The following is a 22,538-nucleotide window of genomic DNA, read 5'->3' as shown; positions in this document are numbered from 1 at the left end:
GTGCCCTCCCTCGTCAGGCGCGCGCCGCAACCGCGGCGACCTCGCGCACGTTCAGCGCCTGCGGCGGCAGCGGGTCGTGCGCACGCGTCTCCAGCCAGAAGCGATACATCAGGTTCTTCGCGGTTTCGAGACGATACGCGCTCGTCGCGCGCATGTCGGTGAGCGGCTGGTAGTCGCGTTCGAGCGCCTGCATCGCGGCCTGCGCGGTGGCCTCGTGCCACGGCGCGCCGTCGAGCAGGCTTTCCGCATGCGCCGCGCGCTTCGGCGTCGCGGCCATCCCGCCGAACGCGATGCGCGGCTCGCGGATCGTGTCGCCGTCCGCGATGAACGCGAACGCCGCGCACACGGCCGAGATGTCCGAATCGAAGCGCTTCGACAGCTTGTAGGTGCGAAACCGCAGGTTCGCGCGCGCGCCGCGGCGGGTCGGCACCTTCACGCCGACGACGAATTCGTGCGGCGCCATGTCCTTCTGCTGGTAGCCCGTATAGAGCGCCTCGAGCGGCAGCTCGCGGACGACGTCGCCGCCGCGCAGCACGACGCGCGCGCCGAGCGCGATCAGCCCCGGCATCGCGTCGCCGATCGGCGAGCCGTTCGCGACGTTGCCGCCGAGCGTGCCCGCGTTGCGGATCGGCAGCGACGCGAAGCGCTTCCACATCTCGGTCAGTTCCGGATAGGTGCCGGCGAGCGCCGCGTAGCCGTCCTCGACGGTCACGCCCGCGCCGATCTCGATCCAGTCCTCGCCGTGCACGATGCGCTGGAGTTCGGCAACCTGGCCGATGTAGATCAGGTCGTCGAGCCGGCGCATCTGCTTCGTGACCCACAGGCCGATGTCGGTGCTGCCCGCGAGAATCCGCGCGTCCGGCCGCTCCACCTTCAGCGCGGCGAGCGCGTCGAGCGTGCGCGGCGCGGCGAAGCGCGCGCCGTCGATCTCGTAGTCGAACGTGCCGTCGCGCTTCAGCGACGCAAGCGTGCGCGCGAGCGCGGCGGTATCGACCGGCGCGGCGCCTTCGCCGGCTGCACCTTCGCCGGCCGCGCCTTCGCCGGCTGCACCGAACATCTGCACCGCCGCGTCGACGATCGGCCGGTAGCCGGTGCAGCGGCACAGGTTGCCGGTCAGCGCGTCGGCGATCTCGGCGCGCGTCGGCACGTCCTTCGCCTTCGCGCACGCGTTGCCGCCGCCCTCGAAGCCATGCTTCTCGTACAGCGCCCACATCGACATCACGAAGCCGGGCGTGCAGAAGCCGCACTGCGAGCCGTGGCAATCGACCATCGCCTGCTGCACCGGATGCAGCGAGCCGTCCGGCCGTCGCAGGTCCTCGACCGTCAAGAGCGCACGGCCGTCGAGCGTCGGCAGGAACTGGATGCACGCGTTGACGGCCTTGAACGCGACCGTGCCCGCGTCGGTCAGCTCGCCGACGACGACCGTGCACGCGCCGCAGTCGCCTTCCGCGCAGCCTTCCTTGGTGCCGGTGCAATGCGCGTCCTCGCGCAGGTACTGCAGCACCGTGCGGGTGACGTCCGCGCCGCCGACTTCGCGGATCGCGTGACGATGATAGAAACGGATCGGCTCACTCATGTCTCGTAACGTTCTTCAAGTTGGGCAAGGCGGCCCGCGCCGATGCGGTGGACCGTCGTCTTCTCTGACAGTTTGAACGCTATCACCGTCAAATTCCGCAACCCATAGCCCATCACGCATGCGGCCCATATAACTGAGGCGATATGCCGCATGGGGACGGATGAAGGGCCTGCGGGAAAACCGGTTCCATGGGAAAATCCCGATTCCGTTTTCGGCCGCCTTCCGTGCCGTTTCGCTCATCAGTTCCGACCCCACATGTCCACCGATTCCGCCTCAACGCCGCGCAGCGGGTTCGCCGTCACGCTGCAAATCGTCTCCGTCGTCTGCTTCACGTTCATCTGCTACCTGACCATCGGCCTGCCGCTCGCGGTGTTGCCGGGCTTCGTCCACGACGAACTCGGCTTCTCGGCGATCGTCGCGGGCGCGGCGATCAGCGTCCAGTATTTCGCGACGCTCGCGTCGCGGCCGCTCGCCGGGCGCTTCGCCGATACGCTCGGCCCGAAGCAGACGGTCATGCGCGGGCTGATCGGCTGCGGCGTGTCCGGCGTGCTGCTGCTCGTCGCGCTGCTGCTCGCGCACTGGCCCGCGGCGAGCCTCGTGCTGCTGGTCGCGAGCCGGCTCGTGCTGGGCGTCGGCGAGAGCCTGTGCGGCACCGGCGCGATCCTGTGGGGGATCGGCCGCGTCGGCATCGCGCACAACGCGAAGGTGATCTCGTGGAACGGCATCGCGACCTACGGCGCGCTCGCGCTCGGCGCGCCGGTCGGCGTGGCGATCGCGCATGCGCTGAACCCGGCGCTGATCGGTGTGATCGTGATCGCGCTCGCCGCGCTCGGCTACGCTCTCGCGCGCCTGATCGCCGCGGTGCCGGTCGTGCACGGCGAACGGATGTCGTATGCGAGCGTGTTCACCCGCGTGCTGCCGCACGGCCTCGGCCTCGCGCTCGGCTCGGCCGGCTTCGGCTCGATCGCGACGTTCGTCACGCTGTACTACGCGGCGCGCCACTGGCCGAACGCCGCGCTGTCGCTCACCGTGTTCGGCACGCTGTTCATCGGCGCGCGCCTGCTGTTCGCGAACACGATCAAGACCTACGGCGGCTTCCGCGTCGCGATCGTGTCGTTCGCGTTCGAAGCCGCCGGGCTGCTGCTGCTGTGGCTCGCGCCGGTGCCGCACGTCGCGCTGGTCGGCGCCGCGCTGACCGGCTTCGGCTTCGCGCTGATCTTCCCCGCGCTCGGCGTCGAGGCGGTCGCGCTCGTGCCGCCCGCGAGCCGCGGCGCGGCGCTGTCCGCGTATTCGGTGTTCCTCGACCTGTCGCTCGGCATCACCGGGCCGCTCGCGGGCTACGTCGCCGGCGCGTTCGGCTATCCGCAGGTGTTCCTGTTCGCCGCGCTCGCGTCGGCGGCCGGCGTCGCGCTGTCGGCGCTGCTGTACCAGCGGCAGGCGCGCGTCGCGGGGAGCGGCGCGGCGGCCTGACCGCACTGCCCGCTCGCATCGATGACAAAACCCCCGCGTTCTCCGGAACGCGGGGTTTTTTTTATTTGTGCGCGGATGCAGGCGAACAGCGGACGGCCGGGCCGGAACCGGCCCGCGCGGCGCGCGGCGGCCGTCACGCCATGCGCGGGAACAGCCGCCGCGCCAGGTCGAACGCGACCAGGTTGCCGGCCAGCACCAGCAGCAGGCCCGCCACCGCCAGCGGCGACCACTGGTAGCCCTCGAACACCGTCGACACGGCCAGCGCGACGATCGGGAACAGCACCGTGCAATAGGCGGCCCGCTCCGGCCCGATGCGGCCGACGAGGGTCAGGTAGGCGGTGAAGCCGATCACCGAGCCCGGCACGGCCAGATAGACGAGCGCGCCGAGATAGCGCGGGCTCGGGTCGAGCGCGAACGGCAGCCCGGCCGCGGCGCTGCCGACGGTCAGGATCGCCGCGCCGATCAGCATCGCCCAGCCGTTGGTCGCGAACGGATGGAGCCCCATCGACTGCATCCGGCTCGACAGCAGGTTGCCCGCCGAGAAGCACAGCGTGCCGGCGAATGCGATCGCGAGCCCGGTCCAGGTCGCGTGGTCGTCCAGATGGCCCGCCATCTGCTGCCAGAACAGGCACGCGATGCCGGTCAGGCCGAGCAGCGCGCCGGCCACCGCGGACGGCCGCAGCGGGCGGCCCATGAACAGCCGGCCGTTGATCGAGTTCAGGAGCGGCGCGGTCGAGAAGATCACCGCGACGAGCCCGCTCGGCACGACCCGCTCCGCGTAGTAGAAGCACAGGAAGTTCAGGCAGAACAGTGCGAAGCCCTGCGCGGCGAGGTAGCGCCACGCGTCGCGCGGCGGCAGGATCGGCCGGCGCATCGCGCGCAGCAGCATGAACATGACCGCCGCCGCGATCCAGAAGCGCCACGCGATCGACACGGGCGGCGGCACGCTGCCGAGCTGCCACTTGATTGCGATCCAGGTCGTGCCCCAGATCAGCACGGTGAGGATGTAGAGCGAAAGATTCATGACGGAAACCGGGACAAAAGGCGCAACGAATGCGGGGGCTCCGACTATGCCGTCGCGCGGCGCGCGCCGATTGTCCGGAATTGCGGTCTTTTGCCGTCCGGCGGAACGGGCCGGCGCAGGCGCGCTTATACTCCGTCATCATGCGTGTCCCGCCTTCCGCCCCGCCCGCCGTGCCGTCACCGGCCGCCGCAGCCGCTGCCGCCGCCGGCGGCGAGATGCCGTTCGGCCTGCAGTCGGTGTGCCGCACGCTCGCGGAGGCGAACGCGACGCTCCAGCGCTTCGCGTGGCTCGGCGACCATCTGGCGATCGCCGAATGGACGCGGATCACCGAAGAGGCCGAGACGATCTACGACCAGCCCGGGCATCACACGCTGTCGTGCTATCTCGACGGCGGCTACCGGACCGAGCGGCAGAAGGTGCCGCGCTACGGCGCGCCGAGCCTGCTGTGCGCGCTGCCGGGCGATCATGAATCGCGCTGGTGGGTGCGCGGCGAGATGCACTTCGTCCACCTGTATTTCCTGCCCGAGCACTTCGCGCAGCGCGCGATCCGCGAGCTCGACCGCGAGCCGCGCGAGCTGAAGCTCGCCGACCGCACCTACTTCGAGGATGCGCGCGTCGCGGCGCTGTGCCGTTCGCTCGCGCTGGAAAGCTGGGACGACGTCGACGGCCGGCTGCGCGCGAACGAAACCGCGCACGACGTGCTGAGCCTGCTGCTGCGCGGACAGAGCGCGATGCGCGCCGACGCGCCGTTCAAGGGCGGCCTCGCGCCCGCCGTGCGCCGCCGCGTGCGCGACTACATCGACGCCTGCCTGACGCAGCCGCTGACGCTCGGCGAGCTGGCCGAGGTCGCCGCGCTGTCCGAATACCACTTCTCGCGAATGTTCCGGCTGTCGTTCGGCCGCGCGCCGCACGCGTGGATCGCCGAGCAGCGGCTCGCGCGGGCGCGCCTGCTGCTGCGCACGACGTCGCTGCCGCTCGCGCAGGTCGCCGCGGCATGCGGCTATGCGAACGCCGGCCACTTCAGCCACCGCTTCCGCGACGCGCACGGCACGACGCCGAACACGTACCGGCGGGCGATGCGGGGCGGCTGAGGCCGCCCCGGCGGCCCATTGCGTTACTCGCCGCGCCGCGACAATTCCTGCTCGAGCGCCGCGACGCCGGCGGGCAGCTCGACCGGCACCTTCAGATCGATCATCGTGCGGCCGAACGCGTGCAGCGTGCGGAACAGGTTGTGCTCGCGGCACTGCTCGCCCATCTGGCCGATCCGCACGATCGGCAGGCCGAACGAGCCGGAGATCTCGACCTGGTACTGCTTCGAGATGTGCCCGCAGATCATGCCCGGCGTGAGGCCTTCGGGCGTCTCGATGCCGACCACCGAATTGAGCCGGCACGACTCCGGCGCGTAGAGCTTGAGCCCCATCGCCTCGATGCCCGCCTGCAGCGCGAGCGAGCAGCGCTGGTGGCGCGCGAAGCGGCTTTCGAGCGTCTCCGCGCAGACGAGCCGCAGCGCCTCGTGCAGCGCGAGCACGCCCGACACCGGCGCGGTGTAGTGATAGCCGGCGTTGTGCCAGAAATTCTCCGCGAGCGCCATGTCGAGGCACCAGTGCGCGTTCGGCTCGGGCCGGCTCTTCATCCGCTCCCACGCGGCGTCGGAAAACGCGATCAGCGACACGCCGGGGATCGACGACAGGCCCTTCTGCCCGCCGGTGATCACCGCGTCGATGCCCCACGCGTCCATCTCGAGCGGCATCGTCGACAGCGTGCAGACCGCGTCGACCACGACGAGCGCGCCCGCCGCCTTCGCGAGCGCCGCGATGTCGCGCAGGTCGCGGTTCCACACGGTGTTGGACGTTTCGCCGTGGACGATCGTGACGATCTCCGGGCGCTCGCGCGCGATCGCGTCGGCGATCTCGTCGAGGCTCGCGACGGCCCGGTCGGGCACCTCGAGCACCGCGACGTCGGCGCCGACGCGCGTGGCCATCTCGGCCATCCGCGCGCTGAAGAAACCATTCCGGATCGACAGCACGCGCGTGCCGCGCCACGCGAGGTTGGACATCGCCATTTCCATCGCGGCAGAGCCGGGGCCGGCGACGCCGAGCACCCACTTCGTGCGGGTCTGGAACACGTAGCGCGCCATCTCCTTCACTTGCTCGATGATCTTCGCCATCGTCGCGCCGAGGTGGTTGATCACGATCGTGTTCGCCTTCGCGACGGCGGCCGGGATCGGAACCGGGCCGGCCCCCATCATCAGCAGCGGTTCTTCGGGCAGGATCGCGTCGAGCGGCACGACGACGGGGCAGGGAATCGGCGAGTAATCGATGGACATGACTGGAACAGGATAAAGGACGAAAAGGCGCGAATCGTCGCCGCGCACCGCGGCGAATTCATCGATGATTCCGCGTTCCGCTGCGATGCGCAAGAGGAGCGTGCATTAAATCAGCAAAATACGTGCCGCCGACGCCGGATAAGGTCGTCAAGCGCACGGCCGGCGCACAATTCGCTCGCCGAATCGGCCAACGATTCGACGAGCACCCGAATCCGGGTGAATCGGTTCCATCCGCCAGTGCCGCGCGCGCGATATTTTTCGCGTGTACCGACGCAATTGCCGAACACTTGCCGCCCACGCATGCGCCGCGCCATTCGAAAAAATGCGCTGCGTCAAAAATTGCACCCATCCATTTTTGGTGCATTTAGACGGCCCGACCCAAAAAAACACTATTGCGGCGCAGTTTGGCCTGACATTCTTGCAATGTCGTATTCCGCGCGCGCATGCGAAAAGCAACACATTGATTATTAATGAAATTTCAATTCACCCCGCTTCCCGCGATCAAGAAAAGGCCTGCGCATCACGTACCGAACTTTGGCGCACCGGCCGCTTTTTCGATACGCGCGACGCCGATTTTATGCAACCCGCCCCTTTTCTCAGGTTGACGAATATTGCCGAGGTAATGAACAATCGGTGGCGCAATCGAAAACCGTTCTTTTCGACGTGAAGTCGAAATAGGGTTGAGCAACGATTTTCAGACTTGCGCAACGCAAAAACACAACCATAATCAATCAACCGGGCCGATAAAATACACAAGCTATGAACCAGATTCAGACAATGCGTGTATTCGTCTGCGTCGCCGAACAGCAAAGCTTCAGGCGCGCAGCACACCAACTGGGCGTATCGAACGCGCTTGTCACGCGTTCGATCGCAATGCTCGAAGGTCATCTGAATACGCGGCTGATCCACCGCACCACGCGCAACCTGTCGCTCACCGAGGCCGGCGTACGCTACCTCGACGGGTGCCGGGCGCTGCTCGAGGAATTCGATCACCTTGAAGCGTCGGTCGTGCACGCGGTGCGCGAGCCGGTCGGCACGCTGCGCATCGTCGCGTCCGGCACGCTGTCGCCGCTCGCGCTCACGCCGCTCGTCAACGGTTTCCAGCGCCGCTACCCGCAGGTGCGCGTGCAGCTCACCGTCGCCGAGGGTCCGCTCGACGTGCTCGACGCGGGCTACGACGTCGGCATCGTCACCGGCAACCGGTTCGACGGCAACCCGGCGCTGATCGGCCACGCGCTGTCGCCGAACACGCTCGTCGCGTGTGCTGCGCCGGCCTATCTGCAGCGGCGCGGCGAACCGCTCGTGCCCGACGACCTGCCGCGCCACGACTGGGTCGCGCTCGCGCCGCACCAGCACGCGCCCGCGTGGCGGTTCGTCGGCCCGGACGACGCGGTTCATCCGGTGACGGTGCGCCCCGTCTACACGGTCAACCAGCTGTCGCTCGTGCAGGCGGCGACCGTCGCGGGCTCGGGCATCGCCGTGCTGCCGGAAAACGTCGTCGCCGACGCGCTCGACAGCGGCACGCTCGTGCGGCTGCTGCCCGGCTACCGGATCGACGATCCGGACGCGCAACTGTCGCTCGTCTACCCGAACCGCCAGTTCGTGCCCGCGCGCACCCGCAGCTTCGTCGAGCACGCGCTCGACCATTTCAGCACCCAGGCGGCGCGCACGCACGCAAGCTACGTGTTCCTGCGCGACCCGCGCACCCAGGAGCGCTCCGACATCGTCACGGGCCTCCAGTGAAGTAAACTGCGCACCTCGGCCTCCGGAGGTGCAGCGTGCGCGTAATCCTGTTCAGCAGCCGGCAGTACGATGACGATTCGTTTACTGCCGCCAACCGGCAGTTCGGCTACCGGCTGCATTTCCAGTCGTCGCACCTCGACGCCGAAACCGCGATCCTCGCGCACGGCTATGAGGCGGTCTGCCCGTTCGTCAACGACACCGTCGACGCGGCGGTGCTCGAACGGCTCGCGGACGGCGGCACGCGGCTCATCGCGCTGCGCTCTGCAGGCTTCAACCATGTCGACCTCGCCGCCGCCGAACGCCTCGGCATCACGGTGGTGCGGGTTCCCGCCTATTCGCCGCATGCGGTCGCCGAGCACGCGGTCGCGCTGATCCTCGCGCTCAACCGCCGCCTGCCGCGCGCCGTCGCGCGCACGCGCGAAGGCGACTTCTCGCTGAACGGCCTGCTCGGCTTCGACCTGCACGGCAAGACCGTCGGCGTGATCGGCACCGGGATCATCGGCAGCGTGTTCGCGAAGATCATGATGGGCTTCGGGATGCACGTGCTCGCGCATTCGGTGCCGCCGTACAACGACGAGCTGATCGCGTTCGGCGCCCGCTACGTCGGGCTCGACGAGCTGCTGCGCCACGCCGACATCGTCAGCCTGCACTGCCCGCTGCTGCCGTCGACGCATCACCTGATCAACGCGCGCACGCTCGCGCAGATGAAGCACGGCGCGATGCTGATCAACACCGGCCGCGGCGGGCTCGTCGACGCGCAGGCGCTGATCGACGCGCTCAAGAGCGGCCAGCTCGGGCACCTGGGGCTCGACGTGTACGAGGAGGAAAGCGGGCTGTTCTTCGAGGACCACTCGGACCAGCCGCTGCAGGACGACGTGCTCGCGCGGCTGCTGACGTTCCCGAACGTGATCGTCACGTCGCACCAGGCGTTCTTCACGCGCGAGGCGCTCGCGGAGATCGCGCATACGACGCTGCTCAACATCGAGGCGTGGCATGCGGGGGCCCCGCAGAACGTGGTGACGTCGAATCGCTGACGGCAGACGGCGCGCCGGCCGGGTTCACCTGTCCGTTTCGTTGCGCCGCGGCCGGATCGTTTCACGATCGGCATCAATCCAGCACTTCGCTCCCGCTCATGTAACGCCGCCCGCGCACAGTCTGCTATCGTTGCGCCGACGTCATCCCTGCCACTGCCTGCCACCCATGCGTTTCGACGATCCCGCCATCGCCGCTGTCTACCGCGCCATCTTCGAGCGGCGCGACATGCGCCATTTCACGTCGGCGCCCGTCGATCCGGCCACGCTCGCCCGGCTGCTGCGCGCGGCCCACCACGCGCCGAGCGTCGGCTTCATGCAGCCGTGGCGCTTCATCCGCATCACCGATCCCGCGCTGCGCACGCGCATCCACGCGCTCGTCGAAGCCGAGCGCCGCGCGACCGCCGACGCGCTCGGCGAGCGCCAGGACGAATTCATGCGGCTCAAGGTCGAAGGCGTGCGCGAATGCGGGGAACTGCTGGTCGTCGCGCTCGCCGACGGCCGCGAACGTCACGTTTTCGGCCGCCGCACGCTGCCGGAGATGGACCTCGCGTCCGCCGCGTGCGCGATCCAGAACATGTGGCTCGCGGCCCGCGCGGAAGGGCTCGGGATGGGCTGGGTGTCGCTGTTCGACGTCGACGCGCTGCGCGCGCTGCTCGGGATGCCCGACGGCGCGAAACCGATCGCGGTGCTGTGTCTCGGGCACGTCGATGCGTTCTATGCAAAACCGATGCTCGAGGAAGAGCGCTGGGCCGCGCGGATGCCGATCGAAGCGTGTGTGTCCGAGAATGGCTGGAACGGTGCGGCAGGCGAGACCGGCGAATCGATCGAGTCCGGAGCGTCCGGAACGTCCGATGAATCGGGCAAACTCGCCACGCAGGCACGAAACGCCGTCTGAGCGTCCGCCCACAGCGTCGACGGTGTAATTGCGCCCCGGTTATCCACACCCCCGCCGGCCCTCCCGTCGCAAGCCGGCAACAACCGTTCCGGCCCCAAACATAGGGGTTTTCACTGAAGTAGAATCGCGGCTGACGTCCTCCCTCCGCCTGCCCCGCGCATCCCGCGCCCGGCGGCTTTTCCCGGGCCCACCGCGATGCCTTTACCTCTTTTCGCCCTTGCCGTCGCCGCATTTGGAATCGGTACCACCGAATTCGTGATCATGGGCCTGTTGCCCGACGTCGCGCGCGATCTCGGCGTGTCGATCCCGGCCGCCGGGATGCTCGTGTCGGGCTACGCGCTCGGCGTGACGATCGGCGCGCCGATCCTCGCGGTCGTCACCGCGAAGATGCCGCGCAAGCGCGCGCTGATGGGGCTGATCGGCCTGTTCATCGCGGGCAACCTGTTCTGCGCGATCGCGCCCGGCTACACGGTGCTGATGGCCGCGCGCGTCGTCACCGCGTTCTGCCACGGCGCGTTCTTCGGCATCGGCTCGGTGGTCGCGAGCAACCTCGTCGCGCCGAACCGGCGCGCGCAGGCAATCGCGCTGATGTTCACCGGCCTCACGCTCGCGAACGTGCTCGGCGTGCCGCTCGGCACCGCGCTCGGCCAGGCGTTCGGCTGGCGCGCGACGTTCTGGGCGGTGACCGGCATCGGCGTCGCCGCGGCCGCCGCGCTCGCGGTCTGCCTGCCGAGGAACCTGGCGATGCCCGACACCAGCATCACCCGCGAATTCAGCGTGCTGAAGCACCCGCAGGTGCTGATGGTGCTCGGCATCAGCGTGCTCGCGTCCGCGAGCCTGTTCAGCGTGTTCACGTACATCACGCCGATCCTCGAGGACGTCACCGGCTTCTCGCCGCGCCAGGTCACCTGCGTGCTGCTGCTGTTCGGCCTCGGCCTGACGGTCGGCGGCACGCTCGGCGGCAAGCTCGCCGACTGGCGCCGGATGCCGTCGCTGATCGCGTCGCTCGCGCTGATCGGCGTCGTGCTCGCGCTGTTCGCCGGCACGATGCATGTGCCGTTCGCCGCGCTCGCGACGATCTTCGTGTGGGGAATGCTCGCGTTCGCGATCGTGCCGCCGCTGCAGATCCTGATCGTCGATCGCGCGAGCGACGCGCCGAATCTCGCGTCGACGCTCAACCAGGGCGCGTTCAATCTCGGCAACGCGACGGGCGCATGGCTCGGCGGGACGGCGATCGGCGCCGGCATTCCGCTCGTCGGCCTGCCGTGGGTCGGCGTCGCGATGGCGGTCGCGGCGCTCGCGCTCACGCTGTGGTCGGCATCGCTCGAACGCCGCCCGGTCGCCGCGCCGACCGAATACGTGTAACGCAAAGGCGGTTTCGCCGCACAGGAACCGAACGCCCCGCGCGCCCGACGGCCTTCATGGACCGTCGTGGCCCGCCGGTGTAGCATCTCGGCCGATGAAAGCCATTCTTGATCGAGATTTCCTGGCGCTCATTCTGAGCGTCGCGGTCGTCGGCCTGGGCACCGGCGCCACCCTTCCCCTCACCGCACTCGCGCTGACCGAAGCCGGGCACGGCGCCAACGTCGTCGGCATGCTGACGGCCGCGCAGGCCGGCGGCGGCCTCGCGATCGTGCCGTTCGTCACCGCGCTCGCGCGCCGCTTCGGCGCACGCCGCGCGATCGTCGCGTCGGTGCTGCTGCTCGCCGCGGCGACCGCCGTGATGCAGTTCACGTCTAACCTCGTCGTCTGGGGCGTGCTGCGCGTGCTGTGCGGCGCCGCGCTGATGCTGCTGTTCACGATCGGCGAGGCATGGGTCAACCAGCTCGCCGACGATTCGACGCGCGGCCGCGTCGTCGCGATCTACGCGACCAATTTCACGCTGTTCCAGATGGCGGGCCCGGTGCTCGTCAGCCAGATTTCGGGCTTCACCGGCATCCGCTTCGCGCTGTGCGGCGCACTGTTCCTGCTCGCGCTACCGTCGCTCGCGTCGATCCGCCGCGCACCGCTCGCCGGCGACGATGCGCATCACGCTGGCCACGATCACTGGCGCAGCGTGCTGCCGCGCATGCCCGCGCTCATCATCGGCACCGGGTTCTTCGCGCTGTTCGACACGCTCGCGCTGTCGCTGCTGCCGCTCTATGCGATGGATCGCGGCGTCGCGAGCGGGACCGCGGTGCTGCTCGCGTCGATCATGCTGTTCGGCGACACCGCGATGCAGTTCCCGATCGGCTGGCTCGCGGACAAGCTCGGCCGCGAACGCGTGCATCTCGGCGCCGGCTGGATCGTGCTCGCCGGCCTGCCGCTGCTGCCGTTCGTCATCACGAATCCGTGGCTGTGCTGGCCGCTCCTGTTCGTGCTCGGCGCGGCGGCGGGCAGCATCTACACGCTGTCGCTCGTCGCGTGCGGCGAGCGTTTCCGGGGCGCCGCGCTCGTCACCGCGAGCTCGCTCGTGTCCGCGTCGTGGAGTGCCGCGAGCTTCGGCGGCCCGCTCGTGGCCGGCGCGCTGATGGAGCAGCTCGGCAGCAACGCGCTGGTCGGCGTGCTGATTGCCAGCGTCGCCGCGTTCGTCTGCGCGGCGCTGTGGGAACGCCGGGCCGCGCTGCAACGCGCGGTCTAGCGGTGCGCCCGATGGCGGTCCGTGCCTGACGAACCGCCATCGCGCGTGCATTACCCCTTCGCCGCCGGCAGGATCTTGCCGACGCAAGCACCGAAGCCGACGCGATAGCCGTCGCCCTGGCACCAGCCCGCGAGCGTGAGCTCGTCGCCGTCCTCGATGAACGCGCGGCTGCCGCCGCCCGTCAGCGCGACCGGCTCCTTGCCGTTCCACGTCAGCTCGAGCAGGCTGCCGAACGAATCCTTCGTCGGCCCGCTGATCGTGCCCGAGCCCATCAGGTCGCCCACCCGCGTGTTGCAGCCCGAAACCGTGTGATGCGCGAGCTGCTGGGCCATCGTCCAGTACATGTGCTTGAAGTTGGTGCGGCAGATCGTCGTCGCTTCCTGCGCACCTTCCGCGCGCATCGTCACTTCGAGCGCGATGTCGAACGCATGCTTGCCCGCGTGCCGCAGATACGGCAACGGCTGCGGCGCCTGCTCGGGCTGCGCGGTGCGGAACGGCTCGAGCGCATCGAGCGTGACGATCCACGGCGAGATCGTCGTCGCGAACGTCTTCGCATTGAACGGCCCGAGCGGCACGTATTCCCACTGCTGGATGTCGCGCGCGCTCCAGTCGTTCAGCAGCACCATCCCGAAGATGTGCGCCTCGGCATCCTCGCACGCGATCGGCTCGCCGAGCGCGTTGCCCTTGCCGACGATGAAGCCCGTCTCCAGCTCGATGTCGAGCTTGCGGCACGCGCCGAATACCGGACGCTCCTGGTCGGGCAGCTTGAGCTGCCCGTTCGGGCGCCGCACCGGCGTGCCGCTCACGACCACCGACGATGCGCGGCCGTTGTAGCCGATCGGCATCTCCGACCAGTTCGGCAGCAGCGCGTTCTTCGGATCACGGAACATCGAGCCGACGTTGGTCGCATGCTCCTTCGACGAATAGAAATCCGTATAGCCGGGGATGTCGACCGGTAGATGCAGCGTCGCGTCGCGCTGCGGCACCAGCGCCTGCGCGCGCAGCGCCGCGTCGTCGCGCAGCCGCGCGGCATCGCGCGCGAACAGCGCGCTCAATTGCACGCGCACGCCGCGCCATGCGTCGCGGCCGAGCGCGATGAACGCGTTCAGCGTCGGCTGCGCGAACACGTCGCCGGCGCCGGCCGGCAGCGTCACGAGGCCCGCGCGCGCCAGCGCCGCGAGATCGACGATCTGGTCGCCGAGCGCGACGCCCGCGCGCCGCGCCGTTTGCTTCGCATCGCTGAAGATGCCGAACGGCAGGTTCTGGATCGGGAAGTCGCACGCGGGATCGTTCGCCGCTTCGACCCAGCTCTTGCGCGCCGGGTCGAGCGTCGCGCGCAGTTCGGGGGACATGCTCATCGTTGCTCCGGATTGAAGTGTTTCTGGATGCCTTGCCAGCATTCGAAGTAGTTCGCCTGCAGCTGCGCGGTGTCGAGCGCGAAGCGCGTCGGCCGGATCAGCGTGCGGGTCTCGAACATGAACGCCATCGTGTCGTCGACCTTGTGCGGCTTCGTCGTATCGCTCGCGGACGCCTTCTCGAACGTCTCCGCGTCCGGGCCGTGGCCCGACATGCAGTTGTGCAGGCTCGCGCCGCCCGGCACGAAGCCTTCGGCCTTCGCGTCGTACGCGCCGTGCACGAGGCCCATGAATTCGCTCGCGACGTTGCGGTGGAACCAGGGCGGGCGGAACGTGTCCTCGGCCGCGAGCCAGCGCGGCGGGAAGATCACGAAGTCGATCGTGTCGACGCCCGGCGTGTCGCTCGGCGACTGCAGCACGAGGAAGATCGACGGATCGGGATGGTCGTAGCTGATCGAGCCGATCGTGTTGAACAGGCGCAGGTCGTATTTGTACGGCGCGTAGTTGCCGTGCCACGCGACGACGTCGAGCGGCGAATGGCCGATGTCCGCGCGCCAGAGGCGGCCGTTCAGCTTCGTGACCAGTTCGAACGCGCCTTCGCGATCCTCGTAGGCAGCCTGCGGGGTGACGAAATCGCGCGGGTTCGCGAGGCCGTTCGAGCCGATCGGCCCGAGGTCCGGCAGGCGCAGCTGCGCGCCGAAGTTCTCGCAGATGTAGCCGCGCGCGTCGCCGTCCGGCAGCGCGACCGTGAAGCGCACGCCGCGCGGGATCACCGCGATCTCGAACGGCTCGACGTCGAGCCGGCCGAATTCGGTCGCGATGAACAGGCGCCCCTGCTGCGGGACGATCAGCAGCTCGCCGTCGGTGTTGTAGAAGAAGCGGTCCTGCATCGAGCGGTTCGCCGCGTACAGGTGGATCGCGCAGCCGTTCATCGCGGCGGCCGAGCCGTTGCCCGCCATCGTCACCCAGCCTTCGACGAAATCGACCGGCTCGGCCGGCATCGGCAGCGGGTCCCAGCGCAGCTGGTTCGGCGGCGTCGGCGGCACGTCCGGCGAATCGCCGAATTCCGCGACGAGCCGCTGCGGGCCCGCGAACGGCTCGAACGGCCGGTGCACGGCCGCCGGCCGGATCCGGTACAGCCACGAGCGGCGGTTGTGGCTGCGCGGCGCGGTAAACGCGGTGCCGGACAGCTGCTCCGCGTACAGCCCGTACGGTGCGCGCTGCGGCGAATTGCGGCCGTGCGGCAACGCGCCCGGCAGCGCTTCGGTCGCGAATTCGTTCGCGAATCCGCTCAGGTAGCCGGCACTCGCCGGTTTCGACAGGTCAAGCGTCATCGTTTCAGTTCTCCTTCGATTCAGACGGCGCGCGGTGTCTCGGCACCGCGACGCCGCGTCACATTGGCAAGGCCGAGCACGAACAGCGCCGAACACAGCACCGGCACCGCCGCGGCATGAAACAGCGCGCCGTTCGACCAGTTGAGCGCAATCAGGTGTCCGCCGACGAGCGGCCCGAGCACGGAGCCGATCCGGCCGATGCCGAGGCTCCAGCCGATGCCCGTCGAGCGTAGCGACGTCGGGTAGTACTGGCCCGCGAGCGCGTTGACGGCCGGCTGGCCGCCGACCACGCAGAAGCCGCCCGCAAACACGACGAGCAGCAGCCACGGCAGCGCATGCGCGACCGAGCCGATCAGCCCGACCGACGCCGCCGCGCACGCGAAGCACGCGAACAGCACGCGCACGAAGCCGTAGCGCTCGATGAACCAGCCGAGCGACAGCGTGCCGACCACGCCGCCCGTCTGCAGCACGGTGCCGACGATCACCGCGGTACCCGGTGCGTAGCCCGCGTCGCGCATCACGGTCGGCAGCCAGTTCGACAGGAAATACAGGTCGATCAGGTTCATGAAGCTGATCGACCACAACAGCAGCGTGACCGGCAGCCGGCCGTCGCGGAACAGTTCCGCGACCGGCGCGCCGCGCGCCGCCTGCTCGCGCACGACGATGCGCGTATCGGCATCGATGACGGCTTCGGGCGCGAAGCGCGCGAGCCAGCCGCGCGCCTGCGCGTCACGGCCCTTCAGCACCAGGAACTGCAGCGACTCCGGCAGCCGCGCGGCCATCGCGACCGCGAGCACGAGCGGCACCGCGCCGCCGACGAAGAACACCGCGCGCCAGCCGAGCGCCGGGATCAGCGCGGCGCTGATGAAGCCGCCGAGCGCCGCGCCGAGCGTGAAGCCGCACGACACGATCATCATCCGCTTCACGCGATGCGCGGCCGGGCTGAACTCGCCGACGAGCGCCATCGCGTTCGGCATGATGCAGCCGAGGCCGAGGCCCGTGACGAAGCGCAGCGCCATCAGCACCGGGATCGAGCCCGCGAACGGCGTCGCGAGCATCGTCAGCGCGAAGAACAGCGTCGCGCCGATCAGCACCGGCCGCCGCCCGATCCGGTCGGCCAGCACCGACAGGCCGAGCGCGCCGAGCAGCATCCCGAACAGGCTCGCGCTGAACACCGGGCCGAGCGCCTGCTTCGGCACGCCCCACTCGGCGATCACGCTCGGCGCGACGTAGCCCATCGCCTGCGCGTCGAAGCCGTCGATCACGAGGCACAGCCCGCACAGCGCGAGCAGCATCCAGTGAAACGCGGGACGATGGGTGTCGTCGATCAGGCGCTCGACTTCGAGCGTGCGTGCCGCGCCCGGCGCGGCGCTCATTGCACGGCCTCCGCGGCCGGATGCGCGGGCGGCGTCACGCCCTGGCGCGCGAGCGCCATCGCTTCGCGCAGCACGCCGAGGTCGCCGATCTGGTTCGCGAGCAGCAGGATCAGCTTCGCATTGACGAGCTGGCTGTCGCTGTCGGTCAGGTCGCGATGCATGTCGATCAGCGCTTCGTAGAACGCGTCCGGATCGGCCAGGCGCAGGCGGGTGTCGAGATGGTGAGGCATGAACGGGTGTCTCCGATGTCGTGTTGGCGGTCAGGCCGCGCAGGTCGCGCGCGCGAGCGCGTCGCCCACCGCCTGCCGGTCGAGCGCGCGCATCCGCGCGCACACGTGCTGGTCGGGCCGCAGCAGGTAGAACGTGCCGGGCTGCGCGTCGTAGCGCGCCGCGGCCAGCCCGTCGACGTCCTCCACGACGTCGACGCCCGGCACGTCGCGCGCCTGGCCTTTCGGCACGACGAGCACCGGCTTCACCGGCAGCGCATGGCCGGCGAGCGCTTGCGCGAGCGCGGCGCCGTCGCCGGGCAGGCCGAACAGCACGCCCGTGAAGCCGTCGCACAGATGCCGCAGCAGCCAGCCGGCCGCGCCGTGCGCCTGCACCGGCGCGTCGGCGGCCGCCGCGCCCGGACGCATCGCGCCCGCGAACGCGTCGCCCTTGCGGTCGGGCGTGTTCAGCGGCGAATCGGCGAGCACCGCGGGCACCGACAGGCGCCCGCTGTTGACGAGCTTGCGCGCGAATTCGCAGTCGCGCGCAAGCTTCAGCGTCGCGTCGCGGAACACGCGGGACACAGGGCTCTTCGGCGTGATGAAGTCGGTCGAGCGCGTCGAGTTGCGAATGTTCTCGTCGGCGGCGAACTCGCGTTCGCTCGCATACGTGTCGAGCAGGCGCTCGGGCGCGCGGCCGTCGAGCACGAGCTTCAGCTTCCACGCGAGGTTGTCGGCGTCCTGCACGCCGCTGTTCGCGCCGCGCGCGCCGAACGGCGACACGCCATGCGCCGAGTCGCCGGCGAACAGCACGCGGCCGTGGCGGAACGCATCCATCCGCTGGCAGCGGAACGTGTAGACGCTCACCCACTCCAGCTCGAACTCGACGTCCGCGCCGAGCAGCGCGCGCACGCGCGGGATCACGCGCTCCGGCTGCTTCTCCGCGACCGGATCGGCGTCCCAGCCGAGCTGGAAGTCGATGCGCCACACGTTGTCCGGCTGGCGGTGCAGCAGCACCGACTGGTTGCGGTGGAACGGCGGATCGAACCAGAACCAGCGCTCGGTCGGAAACTCCGCCTTCATCTTCACGTCGGCGATCAGGAAGCGGTCCTTGAACGTGCGGCCGTGGCTCTCGAGCCCCATCATCGTGCGCACCGGGCTGCGCGAGCCGTCCGCCGCGATCACGTACTGCGCACGCAGCGTCTCGACGCCTTCCGGCGTCTCGACCGTCAGTTCCGCGCACGCGTCCGACTGCACGAGGCCCGTCACCTTGTGCTTCCAGCGGATGTCGAGATTCGGCAGCGCGAACGCGCGCTCGGCCAGATAGCCTTCCACGTAGTACTGCTGCAGGTTGATGAACGCCGGACGCGCATGCCCCGCCTCGGGCAGCAGGTCGAACGCATAGAGCTGCTCGTCCTGCAGGAACACCTTGCCGACGTGCCAGCTCACGCCCTTGTCGACGATGCGCTCGCCGCAGCCGAGCCGGTCGAAGATCTCGAGCGTGCGCTTCGCGAAGCAGATCGCGCGCGAGCCGGTGGACAGCGTGTCGTCGTCGTCGAGCAGCACGACGGGCACGCCCTGCTGCGCGAGGTCGATCGCGGCGGACAGGCCGACCGGGCCCGCGCCGACGACGATCACCGGATGAATCGCCGCGTCGCTGTCCGCGCCGCGCTCCGCGCGCGGCCGGTACGCAAACTTCAGGGTCTGGTAATCGATGCTCATGGTCGCCATCCGTGCGCTCCACCCTGTCGCGCGGGCCACACCGTGCCCGCCTGCGACGTCCATTTCGTCTCACCCGCCACGTCTCGCTCCTTGCTTCCTGTTGAATCGGGGACAGGGCATCGTCCGACGACGCCCGAATGCTGACTTTCTTGATCGGCGACAAACCCAGGATTTACGAATAGTAAAACCAATTACGCATAGTGAAAACAACGTAAACCCTAAGCAACGGCTGCCGGCGGGATAACCATATGAGCGAATCGCCGAGCCGAGCGCGGCGCGCGCTGCTACTATCGAGTGACGAGGCGGCCCGTTCGGCCGCCGTTTTTCCATGCTGACTTCCCCATGATTCCGCCTACCATTCCCGAGCTGGTCACCCGCGCCGGGCAGTTGCCGTTCCTGCGGGATCACGTTGCGCTCGCCGACGGCGGCACCGCGTGCGCGCGCCTGCCCGAGCTGACGCTGAACAGCGCGTACGAGCCGATCTACGACGTGACGATGCCGGGCGCACCGCAGTCGACGTCGTTCGCCGACGCGATCGAGCGCTACGGCGACGAACTCGGCTTCCAGGCGGTGACGCTGGCGACGGGCACCGCGCCCGATCCGTTCGATTCGGCCGCGGACGACCAGGCGCTGGTCGCGCTCGACCGCCTGTCGCGCGCGCTGCACGCGATCAACTTCTTCGGCGCGCAGCGCCACGGGCTGCTGTTCCTGCGCGTGCACGAGCGGCTGCTGAAGAGCGTGAAATACGACCACGGCAAGCACTTCTCGTCGGTGCTGCAGCGCTTCGGGCTGCCGCCCGAGCGGGTCGTGATCGAGCTGCCGGCCGCCGCGGTCGCGCACAAGACTTTCCTCGGCTACCTGACGCGCAGCTACCAGCACCATGGCTTCAGGGTCGCGGACAAGCTGCCCGACCCAGGCCGCATCCTCGCGGTCGAATCGGACATGGCGCGGCCGGACTACATCAAGATGGACGCGGGCATCGCGTTGCGCGACGGGATGGTCAAGGCGCTCGTCGGGTATGCGCAGCGCGTGCGGATTCCGCTGATCTTCGACGGCGTCGTCGACGAGACGCAGTGCGAGCTGCTGCGCCAGCACGACGTGCGGTTCATGCAGGGGCCGGTGTTCGCGAAGGTGGTGCCGGCCTGAGGCGGCGGATGACGGGTGGAGGCCGCGCGGCGGCGTGCGTCAGCCCTCGCCGCCGTCGTCGTGCTTCGGCAGATCGTCACCGATCTCGATGCCGGGAAACCGGTTCGCGTACCAGATGTGCCATACCGGGCGAATCCTCGACGGATCGTCGAGCGTCGCGTAATTGATCTCCACCTTCTTCGGCGCATCGATCAGCCGATATTCGAGCTGCGTACCGCAGCGGCCGCAGAAGCGCCGCTCGCCCCATGCGCTCGATGCATAGACGACCGGCTCGCCGCGCAGATACGCGAATGCGTCGATCGGCAGCGACGCCGATGCGAGCACCGCGGCCCCCGTCGTCTTCTGGCAGAGCCGGCAGTGGCAGAAACCGGCGTCAGTCGGGATTTGCGTGATCCGGTAGCGGATCGCGCCGCACGCGCAGCCGCCTTCCAGCGTTTCCGGCGGCGTTTCCTGTTGTGACATCGCGAACCTCGTCGTATTCGGGCGTCAGGGAAACAATGATGAGCGCCGTTCGCCGTGTGTGCAACCGGCGGCTGCCAGAGGCATCCGGCGCGCGATTTCCGGCCACCTGCGGAACCGCGCGATCAGGCAAGCTGCCCCAGCCGCTGCGCCAGCGCCTTCAGGCGCGGCCCCACCTGCGACCGGAACACGTCCTCCCCCATCGACGACGCGGGCCCGCTGCAGCTCAGGATCAGCCAGCGCCCCTCGCGCGACTCCCGAAACGGCACGGCCGCCGCGTTGACGTCCGCGTGCCACGCGCGGAACGAGTAGCAGCAGCCGCCCGACGCGAACTCGGCCACCGCCTGCTGCGCAGCGCCGACGAGCGCGTCGGCGTCCGGCCCGGCGCCGGCCGCCCGGTGCAGCTCCGCGTACAGCGCGCGCCGCACGTCCTCCGGCTGCACCGCCAGATACGCGCGCCCCATCGAGCTCGTCAGCATCGACAGCCGCGAACCGGGCGCGAGCCCGAGCGTCAGCGCGGTCTCGCTGCGGATCGTCTCCAGATAGATCATGTCGAGCCCGTCGCGGCAGCCGAGCGACACCGCCGCGCCGATCTCGCGCGCGAGCGCCTGCATGTGCGGCCGCGCGAGGTCCAGCGTGCCTGTGCCGGACAGCAGCGCGAAGCCGAGCGACAGCACGCCCGCGTCGAGCGCATATTTGCCGAGCGTGTCGTCGTAGCGCAGGTAGCCGAGCACCGTCAGCGTGTACGCGAGCCGGTTCACCGTCGCCTTCGGCAGGCCGGTGCGCTCGGCGAAATCGCGGTTGCCGAGCATCGTCTCGCCGGGCCGGAACGCGCGCAGCAGGTCCAGGCCGCGCGCGAGCGCGACGACGAACTTGCGCTCGTCGATCGGTTGGTCGTCGATGGTTGAAAGCGTCATCCGGTGCTACACTGAGGTCGATTTGCAAAACATTGTTCCGCACAGCGGAACGCAAGTCAAGCGAACCATAGGCATGGGATCAGGAGATGACACGATGAGCGCTGCAACTTTTCATTGGGACGATCCGCTGCTGCTCGACCAGCAGCTCACCGAGGACGAGCGGATGGTGCGCGACGCCGCGCGCGCCTACGCGCAGGACAAGCTCGCGCCGCGCGTGACCGACGCGTTCCGCCACGAACGCACGGACGTCGGGATCTTCCGTGAAATGGGCGAGCTCGGCCTGCTCGGGCCGACGATCCCCGAGCAGTACGGCGGCCCCGGCCTCAATTACGTGAGCTACGGCCTCATCGCGCGCGAGGTCGAGCGCGTCGATTCCGGCTACCGGTCGATGATGTCGGTGCAATCGTCGCTCGTGATGGTGCCGATCTACGAGTTCGGCTCCGATGCGCAGAAGGAGCAATACCTGCCGAAGCTCGCGACCGGCGAATGGATCGGCTGCTTCGGCCTCACCGAGCCGAACCACGGCTCCGATCCGGGCAGCATGATCACGCGCGCGAAGAAGGTGTCCGGCGGCTATTCGCTGTCCGGCTCGAAGATGTGGATCACGAACTCGCCGATCGCAGACGTGTTCGTCGTCTGGGCGAAGCTCGAGGAAGACGGCCACGACACGATCCGCGGCTTCATCCTCGAGAAGGGCTGGAAGGGCCTGTCCGCGCCGGTGATCCACGGCAAGGTCGGGCTGCGCGCGTCGATCACCGGCGAGATCGTCCTCGACGACGTGTTCGTTCCCGAGGAGAACCGGCTGCCGCACGTCGGCGGCCTGCGCGGCCCGTTCACGTGCCTGAACTCGGCGCGCTACGGGATCGCCTGGGGCGCGCTCGGCGCCGCCGAGGCCTGCTGGCATACCGCGCGCCAGTACGTGCTCGACCGCAAGCAGTTCGGCCGGCCGCTCGCCGCGAACCAGCTGATCCAGAAGAAGCTCGCCGACATGCAGACCGAAATCACCCTCGGCCTGCAAGGCGTGCTGCGGCTCGGCCGCATGAAGGACGAAGGCACCGCGGCCGTCGAGATCACGTCGATCATGAAGCGCAACTCATGCGGCAAGGCGCTCGACATCGCGCGGCTCGCGCGCGACATGCTCGGCGGCAACGGCATCTCGGACGAGTTCTGCGTCGCGCGCCATCTCGTGAACCTCGAAGTGGTCAACACGTACGAAGGCACGCACGACATCCACGCGCTGATCCTCGGCCGCGCGCAGACGGGCATCCAGGCGTTCTTCTGAACGCGCCCGCCAGACGACTGACCGACGCGCGCATCACCGCGCGTCGCAAACGA

The 22,538-nt window shown here is 69.2% G+C and carries 20 protein-coding genes; 10 read left to right on the top strand and 10 right to left on the bottom strand.

Features of this window, described 5'->3' with window-relative positions:
- Window positions 1–13: 13 nt before the first annotated feature.
- On the bottom strand, window positions 14–1,576 hold the full coding sequence (xdhA, locus tag KY49_RS02695; protein WP_042583267.1) for a xanthine dehydrogenase small subunit: 1,563 nt from the start codon (window positions 1,574–1,576) through the stop codon (window positions 14–16).
- Between the two features lie 255 nt (window positions 1,577–1,831).
- Between xdhA and KY49_RS02690 the strand changes: the two genes are divergently transcribed.
- Entirely contained in the window at window positions 1,832–3,046 is a 1,215-nt protein-coding gene (locus KY49_RS02690; protein ID WP_042583266.1) for an MFS transporter, read from the top strand.
- A gap of 133 nt (window positions 3,047–3,179) precedes the next feature.
- On the opposite strand, the gene KY49_RS02685 is transcribed toward KY49_RS02690, so the two are convergent.
- Window positions 3,180–4,070 carry a DMT family transporter gene (locus KY49_RS02685; protein ID WP_042583265.1) on the bottom strand — a complete coding sequence of 297 codons (891 nt, stop codon included), beginning with the start codon at window positions 4,068–4,070 and terminating at the stop codon, window positions 3,180–3,182.
- A gap of 140 nt (window positions 4,071–4,210) precedes the next feature.
- On the opposite strand from KY49_RS02685, the gene KY49_RS02680 reads away from it, so the two are divergent.
- On the top strand, window positions 4,211–5,161 hold the full coding sequence (locus KY49_RS02680) for a helix-turn-helix domain-containing protein (RefSeq protein WP_088500822.1): 951 nt from the start codon (window positions 4,211–4,213) through the stop codon (window positions 5,159–5,161).
- A 23-nt stretch (window positions 5,162–5,184) separates the two neighbouring features.
- Here KY49_RS02680 and KY49_RS02675 read toward each other — a convergent pair whose 3' ends face one another.
- Window positions 5,185–6,396: a pyridoxal-phosphate-dependent aminotransferase family protein gene (locus KY49_RS02675; RefSeq protein ID WP_042584520.1), complete on the bottom strand. Its 1,212-nt coding sequence runs from the start codon at window positions 6,394–6,396 to the stop codon at window positions 5,185–5,187.
- Window positions 6,397–6,658: 262 nt separating this feature from the next.
- Between KY49_RS02675 and KY49_RS38010 the strand changes: the two genes are divergently transcribed.
- The 6 genes from KY49_RS38010 to KY49_RS02650 all read left to right on the top strand — a co-directional run bounded on the left by KY49_RS38010 (window position 6,659) and on the right by KY49_RS02650 (window position 12,688).
- On the top strand, window positions 6,659–7,063 hold the full coding sequence (locus KY49_RS38010) for a hypothetical protein (protein ID WP_197083548.1): 405 nt from the start codon (window positions 6,659–6,661) through the stop codon (window positions 7,061–7,063).
- A gap of 92 nt (window positions 7,064–7,155) precedes the next feature.
- The gene (locus KY49_RS02670) at window positions 7,156–8,139 is read left to right on the top strand and encodes a LysR family transcriptional regulator (RefSeq protein ID WP_042583264.1); all 984 of its coding nucleotides are present in this window, start codon (window positions 7,156–7,158) and stop codon (window positions 8,137–8,139) included.
- A 35-nt stretch (window positions 8,140–8,174) separates the two neighbouring features.
- Window positions 8,175–9,173: a 2-hydroxyacid dehydrogenase gene (locus KY49_RS02665; RefSeq protein WP_042583263.1), complete on the top strand. Its 999-nt coding sequence runs from the start codon at window positions 8,175–8,177 to the stop codon at window positions 9,171–9,173.
- Between the two features lie 166 nt (window positions 9,174–9,339).
- Entirely contained in the window at window positions 9,340–10,068 is a 729-nt protein-coding gene (bluB, locus tag KY49_RS02660; RefSeq protein WP_042583262.1) for a 5,6-dimethylbenzimidazole synthase, read from the top strand.
- Window positions 10,069–10,263: 195 nt separating this feature from the next.
- Window positions 10,264–11,433 (top strand): MFS transporter, encoded by a 1,170-nt coding sequence (locus tag KY49_RS02655; RefSeq protein ID WP_042583261.1) that lies wholly within the window; start codon window positions 10,264–10,266, stop codon window positions 11,431–11,433.
- A gap of 94 nt (window positions 11,434–11,527) precedes the next feature.
- Window positions 11,528–12,688 carry an MFS transporter gene (locus KY49_RS02650; RefSeq protein WP_042583260.1) on the top strand — a complete coding sequence of 387 codons (1,161 nt, stop codon included), beginning with the start codon at window positions 11,528–11,530 and terminating at the stop codon, window positions 12,686–12,688.
- Between the two features lie 50 nt (window positions 12,689–12,738).
- On the opposite strand, the gene fahA is transcribed toward KY49_RS02650, so the two are convergent.
- From fahA to KY49_RS02625, 5 genes are read right to left on the bottom strand one after another with little or no spacing between them, the layout of a single operon-like run.
- A complete protein-coding gene (fahA, locus tag KY49_RS02645) occupies window positions 12,739–14,046 on the bottom strand; it encodes a fumarylacetoacetase (protein ID WP_042583259.1) in 1,308 nt (435 codons plus the stop codon).
- A complete protein-coding gene (gene hmgA, locus KY49_RS02640; RefSeq protein WP_042583258.1) occupies window positions 14,043–15,377 on the bottom strand; it encodes a homogentisate 1,2-dioxygenase in 1,335 nt (444 codons plus the stop codon). Before hmgA ends, fahA begins: the two co-directional genes overlap by 4 nt.
- A gap of 20 nt (window positions 15,378–15,397) precedes the next feature.
- Window positions 15,398–16,753, bottom strand: coding sequence for an MFS transporter (locus tag KY49_RS02635; protein ID WP_042583257.1), 1,356 nt, complete (start codon window positions 16,751–16,753; stop codon window positions 15,398–15,400).
- Complete coding sequence (locus KY49_RS02630) at window positions 16,750–16,983, bottom strand: DUF2783 domain-containing protein (protein ID WP_042583256.1); 234 nt, start codon at window positions 16,981–16,983, stop codon at window positions 16,750–16,752. The genes KY49_RS02635 and KY49_RS02630 overlap by 4 nt, the downstream gene beginning before the upstream one ends.
- 30 nt (window positions 16,984–17,013) lie before the next feature.
- On the bottom strand, window positions 17,014–18,681 hold the full coding sequence (locus KY49_RS02625; protein WP_197083547.1) for an FAD-dependent oxidoreductase: 1,668 nt from the start codon (window positions 18,679–18,681) through the stop codon (window positions 17,014–17,016).
- Window positions 18,682–19,023: 342 nt separating this feature from the next.
- On the opposite strand from KY49_RS02625, the gene KY49_RS02620 reads away from it, so the two are divergent.
- A complete protein-coding gene (locus tag KY49_RS02620; RefSeq protein ID WP_042583254.1) occupies window positions 19,024–19,827 on the top strand; it encodes an EAL domain-containing protein in 804 nt (267 codons plus the stop codon).
- Between the two features lie 39 nt (window positions 19,828–19,866).
- Here the strand turns inward: KY49_RS02620 and KY49_RS02615 are convergent, their stop codons facing one another.
- Window positions 19,867–20,289 carry a GFA family protein gene (locus KY49_RS02615; RefSeq protein ID WP_042583253.1) on the bottom strand — a complete coding sequence of 141 codons (423 nt, stop codon included), beginning with the start codon at window positions 20,287–20,289 and terminating at the stop codon, window positions 19,867–19,869.
- 122 nt (window positions 20,290–20,411) lie between these two features.
- Window positions 20,412–21,203, bottom strand: coding sequence for an IclR family transcriptional regulator (locus KY49_RS02610; RefSeq protein ID WP_042583252.1), 792 nt, complete (start codon window positions 21,201–21,203; stop codon window positions 20,412–20,414).
- 94 nt (window positions 21,204–21,297) lie between these two features.
- Between KY49_RS02610 and KY49_RS02605 the strand changes: the two genes are divergently transcribed.
- Window positions 21,298–22,485, top strand: coding sequence for an acyl-CoA dehydrogenase (locus tag KY49_RS02605; RefSeq protein ID WP_042583251.1), 1,188 nt, complete (start codon window positions 21,298–21,300; stop codon window positions 22,483–22,485).
- The last annotated feature ends 53 nt before the right edge of the window (window positions 22,486–22,538 follow it).

This window comes from Burkholderia sp. MSHR3999, assembly GCF_000833595.1.
Lineage (GTDB): Bacteria > Pseudomonadota > Gammaproteobacteria > Burkholderiales > Burkholderiaceae > Burkholderia > Burkholderia ubonensis.
Note: the sequence above shows the minus strand (reverse complement) of the source record. Positions and strands in the feature narration are given on the sequence as shown.